This window comes from Pseudoflavonifractor sp. AF19-9AC (genome assembly GCF_003478995.1).
In the GTDB taxonomy this organism is placed as follows: Bacteria; Bacillota; Clostridia; order Oscillospirales; family Oscillospiraceae; genus Lawsonibacter.
On the sequence record NZ_QUGI01000005.1, the window covers coordinates 225,387 to 246,968 of the forward strand.

General features: G+C 52.1%; 22 protein-coding genes and 1 pseudogene. 2 read left to right on the forward strand and 21 right to left on the reverse strand.

The annotated features are described in order from the left end of the window. Positions 1-6: 6 nt before the first annotated feature. From DWX58_RS10335 to DWX58_RS10435, 20 genes are all read right to left on the reverse strand, one after another. On the reverse strand, positions 7-597 hold the full coding sequence (locus DWX58_RS10335) for a hypothetical protein (RefSeq protein ID WP_202615304.1): 591 nt from the start codon (positions 595-597) through the stop codon (positions 7-9). A gap of 132 nt (positions 598-729) precedes the next feature. Then, positions 730-1,131, reverse strand: a complete 402-nt coding sequence (locus tag DWX58_RS10340) for a cysteine-rich VLP domain-containing protein (RefSeq protein ID WP_118643597.1) — start codon at positions 1,129-1,131, stop codon at positions 730-732. Next, on the reverse strand, positions 1,132-1,329 hold the full coding sequence (locus DWX58_RS15985; protein WP_015567061.1) for a hypothetical protein: 198 nt from the start codon (positions 1,327-1,329) through the stop codon (positions 1,132-1,134). Then, the gene (locus DWX58_RS10350) at positions 1,326-1,973 is read right to left on the reverse strand and encodes a DUF4366 domain-containing protein (RefSeq protein ID WP_064786967.1); all 648 of its coding nucleotides are present in this window, start codon (positions 1,971-1,973) and stop codon (positions 1,326-1,328) included. The genes DWX58_RS15985 and DWX58_RS10350 overlap by 4 nt, the downstream gene beginning before the upstream one ends. After that, entirely contained in the window at positions 1,960-2,226 is a 267-nt protein-coding gene (locus DWX58_RS10355) for a DUF4315 family protein (protein ID WP_005927622.1), read from the reverse strand. Before DWX58_RS10355 ends, DWX58_RS10350 begins: the two co-directional genes overlap by 14 nt. Positions 2,227-2,248: 22 nt before the next feature. Continuing rightward, complete coding sequence (locus DWX58_RS10360) at positions 2,249-3,916, reverse strand: CD1108 family mobile element protein (protein WP_118643599.1); 1,668 nt, start codon at positions 3,914-3,916, stop codon at positions 2,249-2,251. Positions 3,917-4,195: 279 nt separating this feature from the next. Beyond that, on the reverse strand, positions 4,196-6,463 hold the full coding sequence (locus tag DWX58_RS10370) for a VirB4-like conjugal transfer ATPase, CD1110 family (protein ID WP_032520999.1): 2,268 nt from the start codon (positions 6,461-6,463) through the stop codon (positions 4,196-4,198). A gap of 79 nt (positions 6,464-6,542) precedes the next feature. Further along, complete coding sequence (locus tag DWX58_RS10375; protein ID WP_003500106.1) at positions 6,543-6,929, reverse strand: PrgI family protein; 387 nt, start codon at positions 6,927-6,929, stop codon at positions 6,543-6,545. Positions 6,930-6,973: 44 nt separating this feature from the next. Further along, the gene (locus DWX58_RS10380) at positions 6,974-7,627 is read right to left on the reverse strand and encodes a hypothetical protein (RefSeq protein WP_118643601.1); all 654 of its coding nucleotides are present in this window, start codon (positions 7,625-7,627) and stop codon (positions 6,974-6,976) included. Positions 7,628-7,636: 9 nt separating this feature from the next. Beyond that, complete coding sequence (locus DWX58_RS10385; RefSeq protein ID WP_243093419.1) at positions 7,637-8,020, reverse strand: SpoVG family protein; 384 nt, start codon at positions 8,018-8,020, stop codon at positions 7,637-7,639. Between the two features lie 82 nt (positions 8,021-8,102). Beyond that, positions 8,103-8,969 (reverse strand): VirB6/TrbL-like conjugal transfer protein, CD1112 family, encoded by an 867-nt coding sequence (locus DWX58_RS10390; RefSeq protein ID WP_005927637.1) that lies wholly within the window; start codon positions 8,967-8,969, stop codon positions 8,103-8,105. Between the two features lie 40 nt (positions 8,970-9,009). Beyond that, positions 9,010-9,225, reverse strand: a complete 216-nt coding sequence (locus DWX58_RS10395) for a Maff2 family mobile element protein (RefSeq protein WP_016306504.1) — start codon at positions 9,223-9,225, stop codon at positions 9,010-9,012. Between the two features lie 89 nt (positions 9,226-9,314). Continuing rightward, a complete protein-coding gene (locus DWX58_RS10400) occupies positions 9,315-11,138 on the reverse strand; it encodes a VirD4-like conjugal transfer protein, CD1115 family (RefSeq protein WP_118594583.1) in 1,824 nt (607 codons plus the stop codon). Continuing rightward, positions 11,135-11,605 (reverse strand): PcfB family protein, encoded by a 471-nt coding sequence (locus tag DWX58_RS10405; RefSeq protein WP_118643603.1) that lies wholly within the window; start codon positions 11,603-11,605, stop codon positions 11,135-11,137. The genes DWX58_RS10400 and DWX58_RS10405 overlap by 4 nt, the downstream gene beginning before the upstream one ends. A gap of 91 nt (positions 11,606-11,696) precedes the next feature. Then, complete coding sequence (locus tag DWX58_RS10410) at positions 11,697-12,746, reverse strand: hypothetical protein (RefSeq protein ID WP_118359302.1); 1,050 nt, start codon at positions 12,744-12,746, stop codon at positions 11,697-11,699. Between the two features lie 14 nt (positions 12,747-12,760). Next, positions 12,761-13,474 carry an antirestriction protein ArdA gene (locus DWX58_RS10415; protein WP_117531777.1) on the reverse strand — a complete coding sequence of 238 codons (714 nt, stop codon included), beginning with the start codon at positions 13,472-13,474 and terminating at the stop codon, positions 12,761-12,763. A gap of 4 nt (positions 13,475-13,478) precedes the next feature. Beyond that, positions 13,479-14,564 (reverse strand): DNA cytosine methyltransferase, encoded by a 1,086-nt coding sequence (locus tag DWX58_RS10420; protein ID WP_118643675.1) that lies wholly within the window; start codon positions 14,562-14,564, stop codon positions 13,479-13,481. Next, the gene (locus DWX58_RS10425) at positions 14,551-14,907 is read right to left on the reverse strand and encodes a hypothetical protein (RefSeq protein WP_009901612.1); all 357 of its coding nucleotides are present in this window, start codon (positions 14,905-14,907) and stop codon (positions 14,551-14,553) included. Before DWX58_RS10425 ends, DWX58_RS10420 begins: the two co-directional genes overlap by 14 nt. Before the next feature lie 309 nt (positions 14,908-15,216). Then, complete coding sequence (locus DWX58_RS10430) at positions 15,217-16,596, reverse strand: ParB/RepB/Spo0J family partition protein (RefSeq protein ID WP_118643605.1); 1,380 nt, start codon at positions 16,594-16,596, stop codon at positions 15,217-15,219. A gap of 253 nt (positions 16,597-16,849) precedes the next feature. Continuing rightward, entirely contained in the window at positions 16,850-17,401 is a 552-nt protein-coding gene (locus DWX58_RS10435; protein ID WP_118643607.1) for an XRE family transcriptional regulator, read from the reverse strand. A 315-nt stretch (positions 17,402-17,716) separates the two neighbouring features. Here DWX58_RS10435 and DWX58_RS10440 point away from each other — a divergent pair. Both DWX58_RS10440 and DWX58_RS10445 read left to right on the forward strand, forming a co-directional pair. Beyond that, positions 17,717-19,074, forward strand: a pseudogene (locus tag DWX58_RS10440) (alanine/glycine:cation symporter family protein). A gap of 59 nt (positions 19,075-19,133) precedes the next feature. Beyond that, entirely contained in the window at positions 19,134-20,321 is a 1,188-nt protein-coding gene (locus tag DWX58_RS10445; RefSeq protein ID WP_118643609.1) for a MalY/PatB family protein, read from the forward strand. Positions 20,322-21,154: 833 nt separating this feature from the next. Here DWX58_RS10445 and DWX58_RS10450 read toward each other — a convergent pair. Next, the gene (locus DWX58_RS10450) at positions 21,155-21,292 is read right to left on the reverse strand and encodes a hypothetical protein (protein WP_243093420.1); all 138 of its coding nucleotides are present in this window, start codon (positions 21,290-21,292) and stop codon (positions 21,155-21,157) included. Positions 21,293-21,582 lie beyond the last annotated feature (290 nt).

The following is a 21,582-nucleotide window of genomic DNA, read 5'->3' on the forward strand; positions in this document are numbered from 1 at the left end:
CCTCCTTTATCGTTCCTCATGGTTTTTATGGTTTCGCTTCTGGCCGGGTTCCTTCGGGGGTTCCTGCCCTCTGGTTTCATCTTTGAGCCGGGCAGTAATGGATGGGCGCACCCGGTCAGGATTGCCCGGTGCTGGTTTCAGCTCATAATCCTCCATCTGCTTTTCGGTCAGCGGCTTTGCGTAGGTCAGTTCGCCCCATGCCATCAGCCTGCCGTCTGCCACAGGACGCCGCCTGTCATCATCGTAGTTGACGATGGAAAGAGGCTGGTTATCCGGCGGCTTCGGGTAAGTTCCTATGTCCACGGGCCGCTGGGTGGAATAATAGCGGTAAACGCCCTCCGGTCCCAGCTCGGTATGCTTGACCGCCGCATGGTAAAACTGCTGATAGTCGTCCACCCGGCGGTCAAAGTCCCTCTGCGCCCACGCCTGACTGGTTCCATAGCGGCCCCAGTAGTAATCCCGATGGCCGTTTTCCCCCTCGGTAAACTGCCAGGTCACAAAGGGGCTCGGCGCTCCCGGATTATGCCCCAGCGCAAAGCCGTGTCCGGTTTCAAAGGTGGCAGCTTTCAAAATCACATATCCTTGTACTGTCTCCAAGAGATTCCTCCTTTCTGTGCCTCGGGCCAACATGACCCGAAGTGCTGGATGTTACGAAATAAGAGGGCAGACCGGGGAGGAATGTAATAAGATATTCCCACCCCAGAAACACCCTCAAAAAAGCCCGGAATGTCAAGCCTTTGGAGGCGGCAAATCGTAACAGCCGCCCGGCCTTTTCTCCCGCATTTTCCTCATGCGTTCCCGGCTTTTCCGACGGTTTCCTTCGGCCTTGCAGACCTCGGAGCAGTAGGCTTGACGCCCCTCGGGCCAAAATGCCTTTCTGCAGACCGCACAGGCCCGCAGTTCCGGGGAGATTCCTTCCGTTGTCAGCGCCGCTTGAAGCTCCGGGTCAAGGGGCAGGACAGCCTCACGGAAGTAACGGCAGTACGCCCCTGTCCAGCACTTGTGCAGCATATAACAGGCACAGTCCAGAGGAAGGCACAGGCCGCTTTCCCTGTCATAGTTGGCACACATCCCCGTGACCAGAGAACGGATTTTCTTCTTCTCGTCACGGGTCAGCTCCCGGGCGTCCATTTAAGACTTCGGGCCACGATGGCCCGAAGGGCGGGGCTCCACGATCAGCGCCCGGAACTTCTTCCGGCACTGTTTTTTCTTTCCTTTGCACTCCTTGTAGTAACGGCATCCCTTACAAGGGTTGTCATTGTCCCAGCCGGGGTGCGGTACTTCCTTCATCATTCGTTCAAAAGGGCTGCTTGTAAAATTCATTCTCATTCCTCCGTATCTTCCTCCCACGGCGGGGTATCTTCGTCCTCGGGTTCCTCTGCGATCTCCTCCAGCTCCCCGTCCTCATATTCGCAGTAATCATCTTCCAAATCCGGGGCCTCATGCTTCGGCTTGTAAATCTTGAAATAGTAACCAATTCCACCGCCGGCCAGCACCACCGCACCAATCAGGAGCAGAGAGAGAAGGGGGCTGTCCTTTTTCTCCGGCTCGGGTTCCGGTACTTCCTCCACCGGTTCAGTGGGCTTTGGCTCTGGCTCCGGGGTCACTTCTTTGGGCGGTTCCTTACCCTGTTCGGCAAGAGGCAGAAGGTCGTCTGTGGTAACGGTATTGAGGAAATAGACGTTCTCGCTGGTTTTCTGTTTGTCGATCACCAGATAAAACACGCTCTCGTCTGCGGTGGTGATGGTGTAGAACTCCTTTCCATCCTCGTCGGTGGCGTTGTCCACCACGGTTCCCGTCCCGTCCGGGGTAAAGGGGTTCTGGGTTTCCGGCTCTGCTTCGGTTTCTGCCGGGGAGGGAGCTGTCTCCGGCTGCGGCTCGCTGCTCTGTGCATAAGCCGGGACTGTAAAGATCAGGCAACACAAAAGGCTGGCAGCCATCGCCGTCAGCCTGCGGTATTTAATTTTCTTCATGGGCTGTGTCCTCCTTTTCGGGTGCCTCCGGCTTCGGGTCAGTATGGCCCGAAGCGGTAAGGCTGTTTTTGGGGTCATTCAGAAAAGCCATAAGCTGGGCGGGCGTCAATTTGAGGGAGCGCACCGCCTGCACGATCTGGCTGTTTTCTTCCTCCTGTTTCTGCTTTTCCAGCTCCCGGATTTTGGCCTGCCACTCGGCAGCCTTCTCCCGGGCTTTTTCCAGTTCCTTATCGAGCTTGTCGATCTTGTTCATGCAAGGACTCCTTTCCTCTGGCTCACAAACGCCCGAAGGCATAGAAATGTGTCTGCCAGTAGCTTGAATTGATGTTTGCGTATTGGATGGGCGAACCACAATGAAGCATCATCCCGTCGCCCACATAAATCCCCACATGGGACACAGGGCCGGGGCTGTCATAGGTTCCCGTGAAAAAGATAATATCGCCGGGCTTTGCCTCGGAGGGGGAAATGATAGCACACTGGTTGTAAATGCCCTGCGCCGTGGTACGGGGCAGGTTGTGGACGCCGCTGGCCGTGTACACCCAGCAGACAAAGCCCGAACAGTCAAAGGAGGTGGACGGGCTGGAGCCGCCCCACACATAGGGCCAGCCGATGTACTTTGCGGCTTCTTCCATGAGCGCCGCAAAAGCCGGGTCATCCAGTGCCTCGCCGGGTATCTCATAGCTGGGGCCGGTATCTTCGCCGCCGTTGTAAATCCCCTCCCACAGATAGGGCTTGTTGCCTTTGAGCTGCTGCATAACGGTGTATATCTGCCTCTGCTGTTCGTCAAGCCTCGGCAGGATCACGGCGGGCAGCGTCTTGTTTGTGAGGGTCACATTTAAGATGTAATACTCATAGGGGACTTCCTCGGTGGTGGTTTCCCCGGTCTCCGGGTCGGTGCTGGTTTCGGTGCGGTAGCGTATCTCGACTTCCTCCGTCAAGGTCAGCTCATACTGTGCCTTGAAGATCTCCCGCAGTTCGTCCTGCACCTGTTCCCGGAAATACACATGGTACTTTGCAGAGAGATAGGACGCCAGCTCATAGGGGTTATGGCCGATCTCGTCCACGGAATAGCGGTACTCGTCATAGCCGGGATGGGTGCTTTCGATGTTCGTTACCGTCTGCGCCAGCTCGTTTTCCAGCGCTGTGTAGTCCTCGTCCGCCCCCAGCAGGTCCGTATCCTCCGAGGCGTAGGAGGTGCCGGATAACGCATTGGCAAGGCCGCTGCCAAGCGTGGGGAAAATGGAACTTACCGCCGACACAAGAAAACAGAGCAGCAACAGCAGGAGCAGGACCAGCACCGCCACGGAATGACGGGTCACAAACTGCGCCGCCCGACGGGTCGCAGTTCCCGAAGCGGCAGCGGTTTTCTTTGCGGTCTTTGCGCCCTGTTTTGCAGCCGCCTTTGCTTCTTTGGAATACCGGCGTTTCAGTTTCCATTTCTGCTGCACACGGGAAAGCGGATTGCTGGCAAGCTCCGGGTGCTCGGAGGCCATCTTCTGAAAATCCATATTGGCCCGGGCTTTTATGTCCTTCCGTTCCCATTTTGCCACCTTCCGGGCCGGGTGCTCCCGCCAGCGGCGTTTGGCATACCGGGTCAGTTTCCGGGCTCCGGCCTCGGCCACAAGTTCCGACTTATGGGCTCCTTCCACACCCACATTTTCATGCTCAACTTCGTGGATCTTGTTGTGGACATAGAACCATGCTTCTGTACGGGCTCCCCGGACAGCTTTCTTCGCAAGCCCCGGCGGCTTCTGCGCCGCCCGTTTCGCCTCGACCTTATCCAGCTTCTCCCGGGCCTTTCCCAGCTTTTCCCCGGCGCGCTCCGCTTTGGCCTGCGCCTTCTGGTACTTGTCCTTTTTACTCCCGGCCTTCTCGGCGGAGCCCTCCGGCTCCTGTGCCCTGCCGGTATCCTGCGGCCTGCTCGCTTCATCCTCCTGCCTCATGCGGTCAGAGGGACGGCTTTTGCGGCTGTCCTCTTGAAACTTGCCGCTTTTGGACTTCGGGCCATCATGGCCCGAAGGACTGTCCTGCCCGGCATCCTCGTCCTCAAACCGCAGACGTCGGGACGGTGCGGGGGAAGGTCCTTCCCGTTCTGCCGGTCCGGGGCGATTGTCCCCGGTATCCTCCGTCGGCCCCGGCCTTTGAAAATTCCGTTTGTCCGGTTTCTTTCCGATAATGTATCCCTCCTTTCCAAACCTCGGGCCATCATGGCCCGAAGTGTGTTACGCCCGGTTCATTTCCTGTTTTTTGTCCTCCGGGCGGGTGGTCATAATGGCGTACAGCTCGGTATTCTGCGGGAAGCGGTCAACAAACGGGATGGTGGTATTCCCGAAGAACAGCAGCCCTTCGCCGGAATTGGTATGGGTCACATAGGAAAGCTGGTGGGGGCTGATCCCAAGCTGTTTGGCTAAAATCTGCCGGTCCCCCTGTGCCTGCGAGAGCAGCACAAGGAAGTCCGAGTTTTCAAAGATGTTCTCGATCTCCGGGCTTGCCAGAAAATCCTTTACATTCTGCGTTAAAGCACTCGGAACGCACCCTTTTTTTCGCAGCATTTTCCAGATCGCCACACAATAGCTTGCCGTCAGACGGTCACGGAGCAGCACATGAAATTCGTCAAAGTAACACCATGTGGCGATACCGCGGAGGAAATTCATGGACACCTGCGAGTTTACCAAGTCCTGCATAATGAGCATGGCAATCGTCCGAAGCCCGGCCCCCAGCTTTTTTAAGTCAAGGCATACCAGACGGCGGTTTAAGTCCACATTGGTTTCATGGTTGAACACGTTAAGGGAGCCCGACACATAAATTTCAAGGGCCGTCGCCAGCCGCACCGCCTCGCCCTCCGGCTGGGAACAGAGCAGGTCATACAGGGTTTGGAGGGTCGGCATTTTGCTTGTTTCCGGGTCCTGCAAGTGTTCCCGGTACATCTGGCGCACACAGCGGTCAATGACGGTACGCTCCACCGGCTGCAAGCCGTCCTTGCCGCCGACGATCAGCTCCATCAGCGACAGGATAAAGTCGGCTTTCAGTGCCATCGGGTTTTCCTCGTCAAAGCTCAAATCAATGTCCATCGGATTGATGTGGTGGGGGCTGTCCGGTGCGATCTCGATGACCTGTCCGCCCAGCCGCCTGATAAGGGGCGAGTATTCGCCCATCGGGTCCACCACGATAATGCGGTCTTTTGTGGCAAGGAACACGTTCACAAGCTCCCGCTTTGCGGCGAAGGATTTACCGGAGCCCGGCACACCGAGGAACAGGCCGTTGGGGTTTTTGAGCTTTTTCCGGTTTGCCATGATGACGTTATGGGAAAGGGCGTTGAGCCCGTAATAGACGGCTTCGCCATCCATGCGGAGCTCCTGCGTCATAAAGGGAACGAAAATGGCCGTGGAGCTGGTGGTCATGCCGCGCTTGATCTCAATGCCGTTATGGCCCAGCGGAAGGCTGGAAAGAAAACCGTCCTCCTGCTGGAAGTCCAGCCGCTTCAAGGTGCAGTTGTATTTCTGGACGATACCGGACACCGTGAACAGGTCGTTGTCCAGCTCCCGGCGGGTCGGGGCCATGTTTACCACAAGGAAGGTCAGAAGGAACATTCTTTCATTCCGGCTCTGTAAATCTTCCAAGAGGGTCTTTGCGTCGTTGCTGTACGTTACAAGGTCAGGCGGGAGTATGTCCATGTCGTACCCTGACCGGGCTGCCTTTTTTTGTTCCTCCACTTTCATCTTGTCAATGTCGGAGACTTTGGCCTTGATGGATTTTACGGCGGCGGCCTGATCGACGGTCTGGATATGGAGGGTAATGGTCATTTCCGCATCCATTTCCAAAAGCTCCGCCAGCAGCTTGTCCGAGAGCTCCGAGGCCAAAATCTGCAAGTAAGAGGCAGCGCCCCAGGTCGTCCCCACCCGGAACAGTCGGCTGAAACGGAAATCGAAGCTGTCCGGGGCGATAAAGTCTTTGGTGGAAAGCCCGGTTTTGGGGATCATATCCCATGAAAACCGGAAGGGGGAGCCGCTGCCGGGGTGGAGTTGCCCGTGAAGAAGCTCCAGCCGTTCCAGCCCCGAAAGGGAACGGCACTTGACGCCCAGCTTTTTGAAGTTCCCGCAAATGTCCGCCTCTACACGTTCCAGCCTTGCCCTGGCGGTGGGAAGGTCGTCCACGTTCACGCCGAAGGTCAGGAGCTTTGTGCGGACAATGCCGTTGTTGCTTTTGGCGATCTGGTTTTCCAGCATTTCCACATACTCACACCGGACGCTGTTGTAATCATCGTCCTGCATGGGGATGTTCACGCTGTACCGGCTGCCCGGGCGGCTCCGGTGGTTGAGGAAGGAAAGCTGGAACGGAAGGCTGCTGTCAAAGTAGTTGAGGCAGGCGCTCCACCCGTCAAAGATGGCTGCCTGATCTTCGGACTGTGCGAGCTGGTAGTTGATGTCCTCGTATTCAATGGTTTTGGTGTAATAGCGGTCCGCTACCCGGCACACCCCGTCCCGGTACATTTCCCGGTAAGGGAGGGTCTGCTGGGCGGTGGTGGGAATGTTCTTTCCTTTCGTGAACAGGCCGGTAAGGCCCTGCTTTTCAGGCTTTCTGCCTGCGGGCTTTCCGGCCCTTCTGCTGTTTCGCAATCGGCTGCGCCTCCTTTCTGGCGCTAAGCAGCGCATAGAAGTTTTCGGTTTTGTAAGGCCGCACACGGGGATAGAGGAACCGGGTGCGGATGATGTTTTTCAGCACTTTTTCCAGCGGCAGACCGTCTCGTTCATACATAGCCAGAAAGAAGAACGGGAGCATGAGGCCGATCATCAGGAACATGGCGGCACTGTTCCCGATACTGCCACGGGAAAACAGGTAAGCCGGGAGGCCCACCGCCGCTGCGCTGGAAAAACAAACAAGCTGGCGCTTCGTTAGGTTGAAGGCCAGCTTTGTCTTGATTTTGGAAAGGTCTTTTGGTACTGGCACATAGGCCATTTTGGTACACCTCCTTTATTGCTTCGGGCCAGCATGGCCCGAGGTTATCTTGCGGCCTCTTTGGCCGGGGCTGTGCTGCGGGCAGCTTCGGCGGCCTCTCGTCCGCTCTGCCTTGCCCGCCAGTATTCGGGGTGATACTGCCGGATGGACTGATTGAGTTTTTCTTCAAACTGTCCTTTGTCCTTAATGCGGTCAGGGATTTTCCACAGCTTTTTGTCCAGCAGCTCCCGGAGCACTACGCTTTCCTGTGCGTCCTCCTCATAGCAAATATAGCCCTTGTCCTTGAAGCCGCATTTTTTGGCCGCTGGGGAGAGAACGGCGGCTACCTCGTTTGCCACCATCGTTCCGCCGTGGCTGGCGGTAGATACCAAAAACACCCCCGGACAGAGGGTTTCACAATTCTGCACCTCGCCCCACGGGGAGCTTTTCGGCGCATGGAACATTCCGCCCGTCCGGCTCCGGTCTGCCTGCATGAGCGCCGCATTTTCCAATATGGCGCGAAGTTCCGGGGAAAAATAGGCATATTCCCGCAGGACCCGGGCGGCGTCCCCACCACAGGCGTTCATCAACAGGGTATAGGCATCGCTGTCCGCTTTGGTACAGCGGCCCAGCAGTTTTCCGTCGTAATAGCAGGCCGCGTCATAGCCCGTCCGTTTGCGTGGCATGGTTTCCGTCTCCTTTCTGCTTCGGGCCAGCATGGCCCGAGGTCAACGCTCTGCGCTGCGGCTGGGCTTTTCCTTCGGAGGCCGTTCTGCCTTTGCCTGTTCGGCAGCCGCTTTTCCGGCTTTGAGCTGGTCGCTGATGGACGCACGCCCCACAGAGCCGCGCTCCGCCATCTGTTCCAGCTTTGCCTCATAGGCTTGCAGAACAGCGGTGTTGAGCTGTTCCCGGAACTCCTTTGTGACAGGGTAGGCCATATCCCGGTAGCCGCCTTTGCCGTCTGGCTGGCTGGGCATCCCAAGAAAGAGCCCCTTGCTGCCCTGTACGATTTTCAGATTTTCCACCACAAAGCAGTCATTGAATTTCACGCTGGCAAAGCCCATGAGGTTTTTCACAGGTTCGATGACCCGCACGCTTACATCCAGTTTCATAGGGGCGGCTGGTGTTCCGCCCGCAGTTTTTTCCTGCATGGATTTCTCCTTTCCGCTTCGGGTCAGCATGGCCCGAAGTCTCTTAATGGCAGCCGAAGATGGATTTTGCAAGACTGCCTGTTTTGAATAAGGTAAAACACAGCAGCACCGTATATCCCACACAGCCCCAGATCGCCCCGATGGGGTCGCCGTCGGTGGCGATACTCTGGATCAGCACCGCATAGATGGCGACACAGACTAAGATCAACAGACCTTGAAAGCCCACCGCAAAGAGGGAGCGGAAATAGTTCTGCCCCATGTGTCCGGTTTCCCTGTTGGGGACTGTGGCAAACGGGATAGGCGCTAAACTTGTGAGTAAATAAATTTCAATCATACGGCCATATACGATGACGAAGATCACGATGTTTAAGGCAATCATGGTAAGCTGGATCAGGAAGGATTGTAGCCAGAGTCCGAACAGAGGACCTAACTCCATCGCCTCAAGCTCTGTCCGCAAACTGTCCAGCACATCCGGCGTGATCTCTGTCCCGTTCTGGATAATGCCCGCTGACTGCTGTATCACATGCTGGCTCACATCAAAGACCGCCAGCACGATATTGAAGGTGTTCGTCAGGATCATCACAGCCACAAAGGTTTTGAACACCCACTTAAAAAACATCCATGTGTCAACTTCATGGAGGTTGTTGCGTTCTATGAGCATCTGTATCAGCTCATAAGTCATTACAAAAGTGAGGATGACCCCGGCGATTGGCAGGATGGCAGTTTCAGAGATCTGTCGTATCATGGAAAAGACCCCGGCGTTCCAGTCCGCCGGGGTCGTGCCTACCTGTGTGGCGATCTCGCCAACGCTCTGATTGACGTTATCGAAAAGGCCATCCAGATTTCCCATGATACCATCGACGAGCAGACCTTTCAGCCATTCAACGATTGCGTCGATGATAAAGTCCATACATCAGCTCCTTTTCTGGAAAAGGGACAACGGGTGACACTTAGCTGAACAGGCCGGACAGCAGAGGGATAAGCTGAAGACCGATCAGAACGACACCGCCGCCAGCCATGAGCTGCTTAATGCCCTGTGATTTTGCCGCAGGGTTGTCCGACCCGTAACCTTCCAGAAGGTTGATGACGCCCCATACCGCCAGACCGGCACCAAGAGCCATAACCAGAATTTTGAGAATGTCGATTGCCTGATTGAAAAATTCCATATACGTTCCTCCATTTTGTTTGTTTGATGGTTTTGGGTACAAAAAAAGCCGCCCACATCGGCGGCGCTTCGGGTCATCATGGCCCGAAGTTACACGAACTCGTCGCTGTCCAGATCATCGAAATTCAACAGGTCAGCTTCTTCGTCCGTGTCGGAGCCGTCCACTTCGTACACCGTGTATTCGTCCTCCGGCTTTAGTCTCAATGGCCGGTGGCGGAACAGGCTTTCCAAGCGGAAGGCGTTTTTCTTTTTATCAAATTCGGCTGTGTACTTGTAATTCGGGTGCTTTTTCAAGTCATACTTCGGGGACAGGAAGGGCGGGAGCCCCCGAAGCTGCAAGATACATTTATCCCCGGGCATGGTGGTGATCTCGCTGGTGGTCATCAGCTCCCGGCCAAGCCGCTGCATATTCTGGCTGTAACTTTCAGACTGTCCACGGCTTCGGCCCTCGGTCTGCATAGAGATGGTGGCCTTGCCCAGCCAGTTTTCCGAAATATCCTTTAGGGTGGAAGCCTCCCGGCCTCCGAGGAACACGATACTGTCCATGTTGCCCATGATGGTTTCGGAATGGTCTTTGTACAATGCCTTGCACTGGCTCATAGCCTGATAAAAAAGCGTCAGGCTGATCTCACGGGAGCGGATGACGGCCACGATCTTTTCCAGCCCCGGCACCTGTCCGGTATTGGCTGCCTCGTCCCACAGCACCCGCACATGGTAGGGCAGACGCCCGCCATAGGTGTTGTCAGCCCGTTCACACAGAAGGTTGAACATCTGCGAAAAAGCGAGGGCAACCAAAAAATTGTAGGTGGTGTCCGTGTCGCTGATAAGAAAGAACAGCGCCGATTTTTCATCCCCCAGCTTATCCAGTTCCAGCTCGTCATAAGACATGATCTCCCGAAGTTGGGGAATATCAAAGGGAGCCAGCCTTGCACCGCAGGAAATCAAGATGCTTTTGGCTGTCTTGCCGCTGGCGAGCTTGTATTTCTTATACTGCCTCACGGCGAAGTGCTGGGGGCTGCGGCGTTCCAGCCCGTCAAACATATAGTCCACCGCATTTTTGAAGGTTTCGTCATCCTCCCGGACTTCCATGCTGTTTATCATTTCCACCAGCGTATTCATGTTGCGTTCTTCCTCCGGCCCCTCAAAGACGATGTAGGACACAAGGGCGCAGTACAAGAGGGTTTCTGCTTTTGTCCAGAACTCGTCGCCCTCCTTGCCGTCGCCTTTGGTGTTGGCAATCAGGGCGGTAACAAATTTCAAAACATCGCTTTCTGTCTTGATATAGGCCAGCGGATTGTAGTGCATGGATTTTGAAAAGTCGATACTGTTGAACACCCGCACCCTGTATTTCTCCCGTTGCAGAAACCGCCCGCACTGGTCGAGGGTGCCGCCCTTCGGGTCTACCACCACATACGAGGAATGGGCTTGAAGGAGCTGCGGGGTCAACCAGAACCTTGTCTTTCCCGAGCCGGACGAGCCGATGACACAGGCGTTTAGGTTCCGGGCATTGGCAGGTATCTTCGGACGGGTGTTCATGGTAAGGAACTCCGTCCCGGTCAGAATGACATTGTTCTGAAATTTAGGGTCTACAAACGGCTTTATATCCTCCTTTGTTCCAAAGCGGGCGGTGCCGTATTCCGCATCCCGCCGGAATTTTTTCGCCTGCCTGATCTTTGACTGTATCAGCAGATACACCCCAGCCGCACCGGCAAGGCCCACCAGCAGGTCAATACCGCCAAGCCCCGGCCAGTAGGTTTCAAAGGCTTTGGGGAAGGTATCGAGCATCCCCATGAGCTTTGTCCCGAAGTCTGTGCCGGGGGCGATCCGGTAGGCCGTCCCGATTTTGGAGAAAAACCAGAACACAAAGAGGTACGGCAGGTTTGGGAGCACATATTTTCTGATCTTGTCACTCAACGTCCGTCCTTCACCGCCTCTCTGGTCCGCTGCTTTTCCTTTGCCTGCGTCCTGATCTGCTCCGTGAATTTCCGAAGCTGGCCGATGATGGAAGCCTTGTCCTGCTCTTTGTTCAGCACCTTTGCGCTGTACTTCTGGAAGGCCGCCGTGATGGCGTCCGCCTGATTGGCTTTGAAAAACAGCAGGTAATGGCCGGGGCTCACTTTATGGAAAGCATAGTCCACATGGAACTCCTTCGCGATCCGGTCAAAATCCTTTGGGGCTCCCACATAGGGCATGGCACTTTTGCCGCCATAGTGGTTCATCAGCTTTTTCACGCTCTGGCGTCCCTGCGGGGTCAGTGCCTTCCGGTGGTGCTTTTGCACCGCCCGCGCCACCTTTCCAAGTGCGGCAGCCAGCACCTTTCCCGTGAGCTTTGTTGTCCTGATCGAAAGGGCAACCGTTTTTTGATTTACTTCTTCCTGCATAAAACCTCCTTTCCGTCGGGGTCCCCGTTATCCGGGAGGCCCCCGTACAGTTTCGGGGAACAGAAAACCTCGGGCCAATGTGGCCCGAGGCTTACCGCTCGGCATCCCTGCCGGACGGAGCTTTCTTTTCCGGCTCCGTCTGGACTTTTTCGCCCTGTTCCCGCATGGTCTGCAAGATAGAGGGCTTCTTTTGAAGCTGGGAGGGCTTTTCGCCGGACAGCGGCTTGATACATTCCAAACGGTCAGCCGCCCGGATGGCGTTGTCCGTGAGCTGCCTCTGCCATGCACCTACGCTGGGAGCCCAGCGAAAGCCGCTGCTTTTCAGCTCGGCCCGGGTGTCCGCGTCAGGCTTTCCGTCAAAGAACACCTGCAAGCGGTTGTCCTCCCGGTTCATTTCCACACGGCCCCCATCGAACTCCCAGCCGGAAAATTCCTGCTGTGCCTGTTTGGAAAGCTGTTCGATACGGGCCTTTACCCGGCGGATCTCCGCATTGTTGTTGGTAAGCTGGTAGCTTTCAAAGGGCCTCGGGTCGCTCCGCCAGCTTGACGCCATGCTTGCTTTCAGCTTTTCGATCTGGTCCGGCGACAGCAGCGCACAGCCGTCCAGTTTGCCATGCTTGCGGTAATAGGCGTTGACCTCCTTCATAATGAGCTGGGAGCGTTCCAGCCCGTCCAGCTTCTTCTGGAGCTTTTCAATCGCTGCCGGGTCATCGGCACTGATCCCGCCCATGCCGGTGCTGCGTATCTTATCCAGTAGCCCTTGAATATACCGCCATTCCTCCATGTTGCTGTCTCGGGCCCGGTTCTGTTTTTCCTTTTTTCCTACCGGGAAGTTGGCAGGTCCGGCGATCATCACAGAGGGAACCCTCGCGTCAATGGCAAAGCCCTGGTTCATGTTTTCGGCCAGCTTGCGGGCGTAGGTGTCCAGCAGATGGTCGATCTTCTCATGGTACATGGGGTCCACCCTGGATTTTTGCTGTTCGGCTATGGCGGCGGCCTTATCCACCATTGCCCGGTATTCCGCCGTTGCGCTCCCTTCCTTGTAGTCGGAAAAGCTGTTCATTTCCTTTGCCCGGCGGGCGGCTCCTTCATTGATAGGGTAATAGTTGATGGTATGCACCTCCTTCATGCTTCGGGCCATGCTGGCCCGAAGTCTTACCGTTCTTCATGGGAAGGTCCCGCCTTGTCCTTTTTCGGAGCGGGCGGGGTCTCTTGAAACCGTTTGAGTGCGGCGAGAATGGAGTGGACAGGCTCGGCCTTTTCGGGATAGGCAAATATCCGGTGTTCCGGCGGGATGTCCTGCGGCCCGTGATAATACTCCTTGAAGCCCTCCGGGACTGCCGACACATACCCACCGGGAGCGAATACGCCGCCCTCGTTGATACGCACATCCCGCCCGTATGCTTCATAATCGAAGTAGTTCTGAATGTGCTCCGGTATGTCGATGGTCCCAAACTCGTCGGCGTAAAGACGGCCCAGCCCTTCATCATCGGAAATATCCGGGTAAAAGCGGTAAAGGTCAAGGTTCTGCGTCAGGTTTATCAAATCCTTCACGCTCCTTGTGTGGTTTCCCAAGACAAGAGCGGCTTCAAAGGTTTCCAGTCCGCCCTTATCCCGTACTTCCAGCAAGGCGTGGCCCAGCTCGTTCAGCTCGTCGATGTTCTCACATTCGTAGAGATGATCGTAGAGCCCCAGCACATCACTGTCAAAGCTGGTAAAGAACACTTCGCTGTACCGTTTCCCGTCTATCCCGATTTTGGCAAGGGCGGCCTGCAACTCCTGTGTCGTCATGGGGAAATGTACCGTTGTCCCTACCTCGATCCCCATTAAGGGGTACAGGGCTGTATTGGTTATATAGGCTTCAAACATGGGCTTATTCCTCCTTTCCGGCCCGGTCAGCCAGCACCTCATAGATCCCGGCCATAATGTAATCGGCACAAGGGAGGGCGATCGCATTTCCCAGCGCCTTGTAGCGTTGCAGAGGCCGGATCTCCATGCCGTCCGCCCCGTACTTTGTCCAGCCCTCCGGCAGCCCCATCAGCCGTTCACTTTCTGTTTCCGTCAGAAAACGGATACAGCCGCCCTCCGGGTCGCCCTCATACCAGAAGGCAAAGGGCGTTACATCACTGGCTAAAAGAGTGGGAAAAGGGTCAGTTGGTAATCCGAAGCTGTTTCGGAAGGCCGTTTCTTCCTGCCTTTTTGCCGCTCCCCGCATACGGAAGCACTGAAAGGGGTGGATGACTGGTATCTGCCGCCCTGTTTCAAAAGAAGCTGTTCGATCTCCTTCGGCGGCGGCCCGCCCGCCCTCTCCGCAAGGCGGAGGAAGTGGGAGCACTGGACGGGGCTTAAATAGTATGTCTGCGGCACGTCTGCCTCCAAAATCCGCCACGACGAAAATCCGCTGCCTTCGTGCCAGCCTTCGGGTGCCTGCCCAATACTGGGCGTCCATGAGCCGCCAGCACACATCAGGCGTTCCCCCTCGCACCATTCCGGCGTTTCCCCATCTTCCCGAAGGAGGCATTGGAACTTCGGTGTCCGAGAAGGCGGATAGGACGGCTCTAAAGTCCATCCGGTCATTTGTAGAAAACGCTCCCATGACGTTTTCCCAAACAGCGATAGCTGGATATAGGTTATCAGTAGCATCCCTCATTTCCTGTATGATACGAAACGCCTGATAGAACAGGCTTGATTTTGCCCCGGCAAGGCCGGAGCGGTTGCCGATCAGAGAAAGGTTCTGACAGGGGGAACCGAAGGTAATTATATGGACAGGTGGGATTTTCCCGCCGTCCACCTTCGTAATATCCCCCAAATGCACCATGTCGGGAAAGTGCCTTTTGGTTATGGAGATGGGCGCTTTTTCAATCTCGCTGGCCCATACCGGACGGATACCGCACCGGGAAGCAGCCAGAGGGAACACGCCGATCCCGTCGAAAAGGCTTCCCAGCTTAATGTCCGGCATGGCCCGGGGTACCATGTCCCTTCACGGCAAGCACCCCTTCCAGTGTGGTCGCCGCAATGCCCAGCCGCCCGGCAACCGCAATATCGTTTTTTACATCCTCGTCCACAACGCTGCCACAGACGATCAGGGTATGGGAGCGCCGCAGCATATCCCGGCGCATATCAATCCCGGCCTTATGTTCCTCGGGAACGCTGTCATTCAAAAACAGCGGCAGGTACAAGAGCGGGCAGATCGGGGAAAAGCCCGCCTCATAAGCAAGGCGGCAGTAGTGGGCCGCCAGCTCCATATCAACATCCGGCTCGCCGCTCCATGCGGCGGTCAGGTATGCTAAAGGTCGTTTCATTGGTTGAGCCTCCATTTCTGTTTTGGTTTAGGGAAAAGCAAGAGTTCGCCCAACCCCTCCGCCCCTTCCCCCGGGAAGGGGAACGGCTCTGGAGAATTTATATCCCCGTCGCTTGACCGGGAAAAAGCATAACCGGGAGAAATCCGTCAAGGGTGCCTCTGGCACCGCCTGCGGCGGCGCTGCCCTTGACTGATTTTCCCGGCTATGCTACGGAATAACTGGCGACGGGGAATAATTTATATCTCCAGAGCTTCGGGGCGCGGGGCAGAGCCCCGCAATCCTCGGGCCATGCTGACCCGAAGTTTGGGCTTACTTTTCCTGTTCGGTTTTCTTCTCCGGCTTTTCATGTTCCTTCTGCTGACCCTTCCAGTCGTCCAGCAGCTTGATGATCTGGTCCTTCATTTCCCTCGGCGTAGTTTCCTTGCCGAAATACTTGCTCAGTTCCGCACCTGTCAAAATCACTTTGTCTACCTCCTTTTTGTCCTCCATCATAATGCCGTCGATCACATCCCCGTTGAGCAGCTTCTTTTCGTCCAGCTCACGCATACGCTTTGCCTGCGCCTGTGAAGGCGAGGACTGCTGGCTGTCAATGGCGACGGCGATATAGTTCTGGTTCTTCTTGCCGATATAGGAAAGCTCCACCGCCGTAGTAAAGCCCAGCTTTTTTTCATCCATCAGCTTCATCAGGTCGGGAACCAGCTCATTGAGCCGGATATACCGCTGCACCTGCTTGACCGCCATCTTATTGCGCTCGGCTACAATTTCGTTGGAGCGTTTTCCTGCGTCCTTCGGGTCAATCTGGCCCGAAGTGCGGGAGCCCTGGTGCTTGATGGCCTCAAGCTGCATTTTCAAGGCTTTGGCCCGCTCACTGGGGAGGATTTCTTCACGCTGGTTGAGATTGTCCTCGACCATCTGCGTGATGGCTTCATCGTCCGTCAGATTGCGAACAATACAGGGCATATCCGCATATCCGGCAAGCTCGCTGGCCTTCTGGCGGCGGTGGCCGGACACGATCTCATAGCCGCCATCCTCACGGGGACGGACGATAGCAGGCTGGGTAACGCCCTTGTCCTTGACGCTGGACACCATAGCCCGCATTTCTTCATCGTCTCGGACTTCAAAGGGATGGTTCTTGAAGGCGTGGAGCTCGTTCAGCTTGATATAGACGATCTGCTCCTTGCCCCGGCGTGGTGCATCCTTCGGCTTCTCGGGTCCCTTCGGAGCGGAAGCGGCCTGTACCGTTGGAGCTGCTTTTTTCTCCGGTTCCTTTTTGACCGCCTTTTCCGGTTTCTGTGCGGGGGCTTTGGGCTTCGGGGCTGCGGCCTTGTCCTTATCTGCTTTCGGGGGACGGCCCCGGCGCTTTGGCTGTTCCGGCTCTTTGGGTTTTTCCTCCGCTTTCTTCGGAGCCTCCGGCTGCTTTTCCGGTTTTTCCGTTTTTGCCGGGTCAGGCTTTTCCACGCCGGGAGCTGCCGCCCGTTCCTCGGCTTTCTTTTCCTTCATAATTTCAGTGAAGTTATAGACGGAAACCTGCGGGTTCTTTACCTCCGGTTCCGTCTTTTTTTCCGGCTCCGGGGAAACGGAAACCTTCTCCGGCTCTTTTGGGGGAGTAGGCGGTGTTTCTTTGCCCGGTCCGGTATCCGTTACCGGCTGTTCCGGCGTTTTTGTGGTTTTATCATCTGCCATAAGCATTTACCTCCTGTTTTTTGGCATGAAAAAAGGGGCTCAACTTTTCAGTCAAGCCCCCGTGGGAAGTTCCTCCTTTCTCCGCCATGATACAAAAATACCGCCCGTAGTCTCATTTGGGCGGTACTTTGTGTAAGATTGGCAGTCCATTATTAAGTTTTTTATTATGTTCCCTTTGTACACCGTTGCAAGCTTAGGTTGATACCCATCCAGAACCTGCCACACTCCCTATCGCATATAATCTCGCTATTCAATGCTCTTAAGGATTAAATAGAATATTATGAAAAATTAGTGTTTCGTTGCTTGCATTATAATAGGAATGGCGGGAATCAGCTTTAAATCTGATGCTTTCTCCACATCCCAGGTAAAATATATCTTCTCCGATTTTTAATTGTAATTTACCGTAAAAAACTGTAACAAACTCAATCGTTCCCCGCATATGTGTATCTGAATCCCACCCATATCCAGGTTGGACTTCAATGTAGTAGACACTAAATCTTTGATTTTCATCCCCTGGAAAGACTACATAGTTCTTCAGTTTTGTACTTTCTTCAATAATCGGATCAATATCCGAGAGGCGAACCACTTCATATGGAGCACGCGGTTGTGAAACCAAGGAATTAAACGGCACCATCATACCATTTGCAACTTTCCAGAGCGTCGAGAGAGATGGATTTCCATTGCCCCGCTCAATCTGTGCTAGCATGGATTTACTAACTCCGCTCAGCTTCGATAATTCTTCTAAACTTAAATCTTTTTCTTGTCTAATTCGCTTAATATTTCTTGAAACAATCAAATTAATAGTATCCAACTTAAAATCCCTCTTGACAATATATTGGTACAAGTTATATTATTATATTGCAATGTGACGTGTCATATTACTACACTATCAACAACATACAGAATATTTATCATCATATCTCATCCATTGATTTTTTTCAACCTCTTTGGGAATATCATGCTTTTTTAGGTGAGAAATAGTGGAGGAAAAATTATGACTGTCAGTGAAATTATTACCGCCGTTGACAATTTCGCTTGGGGGCCTATTTTAATCATCTTTTCATTGGGTTGTGGAATGTTATTTTCTATTGCATTAAAATTTCCGCAAATTAGACTTTTTAAACAAATGTTAGATTGTTCGTTTAAGAACAAAAAAGCTGCGTCAGGGCTAACCCCATTTCAAGCTCTGTCTATCGCGATTGGGGGACGCGTAGGAACTGGTAATATTACTGGAACAGCCAGCGCAATTATGTTCGGTGGGCCCGGAGCTGTATTTTGGATGTGTGTGATGGCTGTTATTTGTTCGGCCTCTGCATATATTGAATCTGCACTAGCTCAAATATGGAAACGAAGAGTTAACGGAGAATATGCTGGGGTCCCTCTTTCTATATGGATAAAGGTCTCAAATGCAGGCCAATTGCAGCATTTTACGGCATCGTTAGTATAGTTTTTCTCATTATCTTTGCAGGCGTACAGACCAATGCCTTCAGTTCTGTTGCTAGTACTAGTTTTAATATTTCCCCTGTTGCAATTGCAGTATGTTACACTTTACTTCTTGTTATAGTTATTTTCGGCGGCGCTAAGGTAATTGCTAGTGTTGCGGATAAAGTAGTCCCTTTTATGTCCGTTGCTTATGTAGCGGTAGCTTTAATCCTAATTCTCATTAACATTAAAAATGTACCGAGTATGTTCATCCTTATTTTCAGTTCCGCTTTCAGCACAAATGCAGTTTTTGGCGGACTAGTAGGTTCTGCTATTTCGTGGGGCGTGCGACGGGGTGTTTTTTCTAACGAAGCTGGTTTAGGCACAGGAGCATGGGTCGCCGGTTGTGCAGATGTTTCACATCCTGCCAAAGCCGGACTTTCTCAAGCTTTTTCTGTGTTTATCTCTCTGTGCATCTGCTTAGCTACATCATTAATGATTCTCGTCACCAATAGTTATAATGTTGTTCAAGCAGACGGAGTTCAAATTGTGGCTTATATCAATGGTAACTATGATATATTTGCAACTGAAGCCATTAATACAGTAGTAAATGGGTTTGGCTCTATTTTTATCACTATTGCTATGTTCCTATTCACTTTCACAACTATCATGGCTTATTCCATGTACCTTAGCCGTATCTATTATTACTTTTTCAGCGATCACATTGATAATCCTTCTGTAAAGTTAATAAATATTGCTATTAATGTAGCTACTATCATGTTAGGGTTTGTTGGTCCCTTGGTCAGTTCCACCACAATTTGGAATCTTGCTTCGGCTCTTTGTGGACTGCTATCTCTGGTAAACCTTGCATGCCTTGCTCTGTTATATAAACCAGGAGTATCTACTTTGCGCGATTATGAAGCTCAATTGAAACACGGACTTGACCCGGTGTTTATACCTGAGCGGTGTGGCATCGAAAATGCGGAATTATGGCATAGAATTATTGCGGAAGACTACGCGGATGAACTAAAAGCGTACAAGCAGGTATTTCCTGATAAGTGATCTACACATATCGTAATATAAATCTTTCATTAGGCAGAATAGAGAAAGGAGAATATATCATGGGAAAAATGAACTTGGATGTCCTCTATAACAGAAAAGGAACTGATTGTGTAAAATGGGACCATAAAGACTTTGTCGATAGTAGAGTATCAGATGACGCTTTACCTTTATGGCTCTCAGACATGGAGTTCAAAGTTGCTGATGAAATCACAGACGCTTTGATAAAGCGGATTGAACACGGATTTCTTGGACATTCCATGCCTGGTGACAATTATTTTCAAGCTGTGCAAGGTTGGTATAAACGGCGTTTTAATTGGACAATAAAAAAAGATTCTATTTTTTACTCTCCTGGTGTTCTTCCCGCTCTTGGCTTCGTATTAAGAGGCTTTACGAAGGAAGGCGACGGTATTATCATTCAGGAACCCGTCTTTTATCCTTTTGCTGAATTGATTAATGGAACAAACAGGAAAGTCGTAAACAATCAATTAATTAACGATAACGAAAATTATAGTATCGATTTTTCTGACCTAGAGCGCAAAGTGAAGGATCCTAACAATACAATGATGATTCTGTGTTCCCCGCATAATCCCGTTGGAAGAGTTTGGACCAAAGAAGAACTAACCAAGATTATCAATTTGTGTCGTGAAAACGATGTTTTGATTTTTTCTGATGAATTGCATTGTGATGCAACACGCTCCGGTGTAACTCATACGCCTACTATGACAATAACGGATTATAACAAAATTATCACAGCAGTTGCATTAGGAAAAACTTTCAATGTTGGTGGCGTTCCCATTTCACAAATTATTATTGATGATGAAGAATTAAGAAAGATATGGTACAGAGAAACTAGGCTTAAGCACTATATTAGTTTTGCCCCGCCTCTGGATATGGTTTTAACGGAAACAGCGTATAACAAGTGTGAATACTGGGTGGATGAAGTAATGGAGTATGTTGAAGATAATTTTGATTTTTTAGTTAAGTATCTTCAAGAACATCTCCCAAAAACGAAATACAAAAAGCCTGAAGGAACATTCTTGGCATGGATAAATTTTGGCGCCTATGTTGACTATGAAGAGCTATTTGAATTGCTAATTACAAAATATAATGTTTTGATTGAAAACGGTCGTACATTTGGTGAATCCGGGGCTGGATATTTTAGAATGACAGTTGCTTGTCCAAGAAGCTTTCTTAAAGAGGGGCTAGATCGAATTGTGGCGGCGATTAATGAGTTAACCAGTAAGTAACATGGAATACCTTTCATTTAAGTAAGGTATATATAATTCTTCCTATAAAGCGTTTACCATGATGTATAATTAATATTTTTTCTCTGATGACGGAGTGCAGATAGTTAATCACTGTCTACACTCCGTTTTTTAACATATGCTAAATAGGAAATGCACTTTATTTAAGGAGCATATTCTCCTGTTTTATTAAAAGCCAGCGTACTTATATACGCTGCCGCTCTCCTCCAGCCCTCCATTTTATTTCCAATCAACCCATCAACCGAAACAAAATGGAGGACAAGCTATGACAACGATCAATCTGAAAGATTTTTAGGCATTATTAAAAACACGTGTCGCCGCCGGGGTGTTCTGTCGTTCCGTCAAGTTGGGTCGGCACTAACAACAAGTCTGGAACTCAGTTCAGTCTATCTTTGTTAACAGCATGCTAAAATTATTTCATCTTAAACCTCAAAATAAATCTCAGAGGCCATACAGATCTTTGAGCTAACGCAGTTTATACTTTCCTTTGGTTGTCTTTGGTGGAGCGGATGGTTAAAACCTTCTTTTTGAATTTTTCTGACCACACAATCAGCCACAGACAGTGGCGGAACAGCCGGAATGCCCATCTTTCAAAAGTTGAAGAAATAAATCTGTTCGTAGCAAAGAGGCTATAAACAAGCAAAAAATATTACAAAAAATCAAAAAGTAGCGTTGACGTGCGGGAGGTCACAGGTTCAAGTCCTGTATCGTCCACCATGTAAAACCCTTGAAACCAAACGGTTTCAAGGGTTTTTTCTTTGCCTCGACCGCTTTTACCCTTATTTTACCCTTATTGAGGCTTGCTCCGAACCAGGTTAGGCAGACACGCTTTGAATGAACTTCTCCATGCGGTCCGCGCTGGCCTGTTTCATCTGGGCTGTCACATGGCCGTAGACGTCCAAGGTAGTGGTGCAGCTTGCAAGGTTCTTTTTTCGGAAAACCCCAATTGCCAAAGAGATCTTCTGATGGTTCAAATCCGTATTTTTTCGAGTAAATTCTCAGCGTCTGTTTGTCAATTTTCGGGAGATGACAGATCTCTTCGATGGTGTAAAGTCCTTCATCCCTTTGTAGTCAATGTATTTTGTTTGCAATACCTCGCCTTGTAGTATTTTAGGAACATGGAGCATGGCCTAAAACGCCTGATCGCAATTCACCGTTCCTTATACTGCGGTTAAAGATTTCATTTCAAGTCAATTTATATGATACTGTTTAGTTTTTCTATTAAAATATAACACGTTTTCGC

What these genes read in the sequence shown, in the direction of transcription:
- DWX58_RS10340 (WP_118643597.1), bottom strand. Translation starts at nt 1,131, where the DNA reads ATGGACGCCCGGGAGCTGACCCGTGACGAGAAGAAGAAAATCCGTTCT.
- DWX58_RS15985 (WP_015567061.1), bottom strand. Translation starts at nt 1,329, where the DNA reads ATGAGAATGAATTTTACAAGCAGCCCTTTTGAACGAATGATGAAGGAA.
- DWX58_RS10350 (WP_064786967.1), bottom strand. Translation starts at nt 1,973, where the DNA reads ATGAAGAAAATTAAATACCGCAGGCTGACGGCGATGGCTGCCAGCCTT.
- DWX58_RS10355 (WP_005927622.1), bottom strand. Translation starts at nt 2,226, where the DNA reads ATGAACAAGATCGACAAGCTCGATAAGGAACTGGAAAAAGCCCGGGAG.
- DWX58_RS10360 (WP_118643599.1), bottom strand. Translation starts at nt 3,916, where the DNA reads ATGAGGCAGGAGGATGAAGCGAGCAGGCCGCAGGATACCGGCAGGGCA.
- DWX58_RS10370 (WP_032520999.1), bottom strand. Translation starts at nt 6,463, where the DNA reads ATGTACCGGGACGGGGTGTGCCGGGTAGCGGACCGCTATTACACCAAA.
- DWX58_RS10375 (WP_003500106.1), bottom strand. Translation starts at nt 6,929, where the DNA reads ATGGCCTATGTGCCAGTACCAAAAGACCTTTCCAAAATCAAGACAAAG.
- DWX58_RS10380 (WP_118643601.1), bottom strand. Translation starts at nt 7,627, where the DNA reads ATGCTGGCCCGAAGCAGAAAGGAGACGGAAACCATGCCACGCAAACGG.
- DWX58_RS10385 (WP_243093419.1), bottom strand. Translation starts at nt 8,020, where the DNA reads ATGAAACTGGATGTAAGCGTGCGGGTCATCGAACCTGTGAAAAACCTC.
- DWX58_RS10390 (WP_005927637.1), bottom strand. Translation starts at nt 8,969, where the DNA reads ATGGACTTTATCATCGACGCAATCGTTGAATGGCTGAAAGGTCTGCTC.
- DWX58_RS10395 (WP_016306504.1), bottom strand. Translation starts at nt 9,225, where the DNA reads ATGGAATTTTTCAATCAGGCAATCGACATTCTCAAAATTCTGGTTATG.
- DWX58_RS10405 (WP_118643603.1), bottom strand. Translation starts at nt 11,605, where the DNA reads ATGCAGGAAGAAGTAAATCAAAAAACGGTTGCCCTTTCGATCAGGACA.
- DWX58_RS10410 (WP_118359302.1), bottom strand. Translation starts at nt 12,746, where the DNA reads ATGGCCCGAAGCATGAAGGAGGTGCATACCATCAACTATTACCCTATC.
- DWX58_RS10415 (WP_117531777.1), bottom strand. Translation starts at nt 13,474, where the DNA reads ATGTTTGAAGCCTATATAACCAATACAGCCCTGTACCCCTTAATGGGG.
- DWX58_RS10420 (WP_118643675.1), bottom strand. Translation starts at nt 14,564, where the DNA reads ATGCCGGACATTAAGCTGGGAAGCCTTTTCGACGGGATCGGCGTGTTC.
- DWX58_RS10425 (WP_009901612.1), bottom strand. Translation starts at nt 14,907, where the DNA reads ATGAAACGACCTTTAGCATACCTGACCGCCGCATGGAGCGGCGAGCCG.
- DWX58_RS10430 (WP_118643605.1), bottom strand. Translation starts at nt 16,596, where the DNA reads ATGCTTATGGCAGATGATAAAACCACAAAAACGCCGGAACAGCCGGTA.
- DWX58_RS10445 (WP_118643609.1), top strand. Translation starts at nt 19,134, where the DNA reads ATGGGAAAAATGAACTTGGATGTCCTCTATAACAGAAAAGGAACTGAT.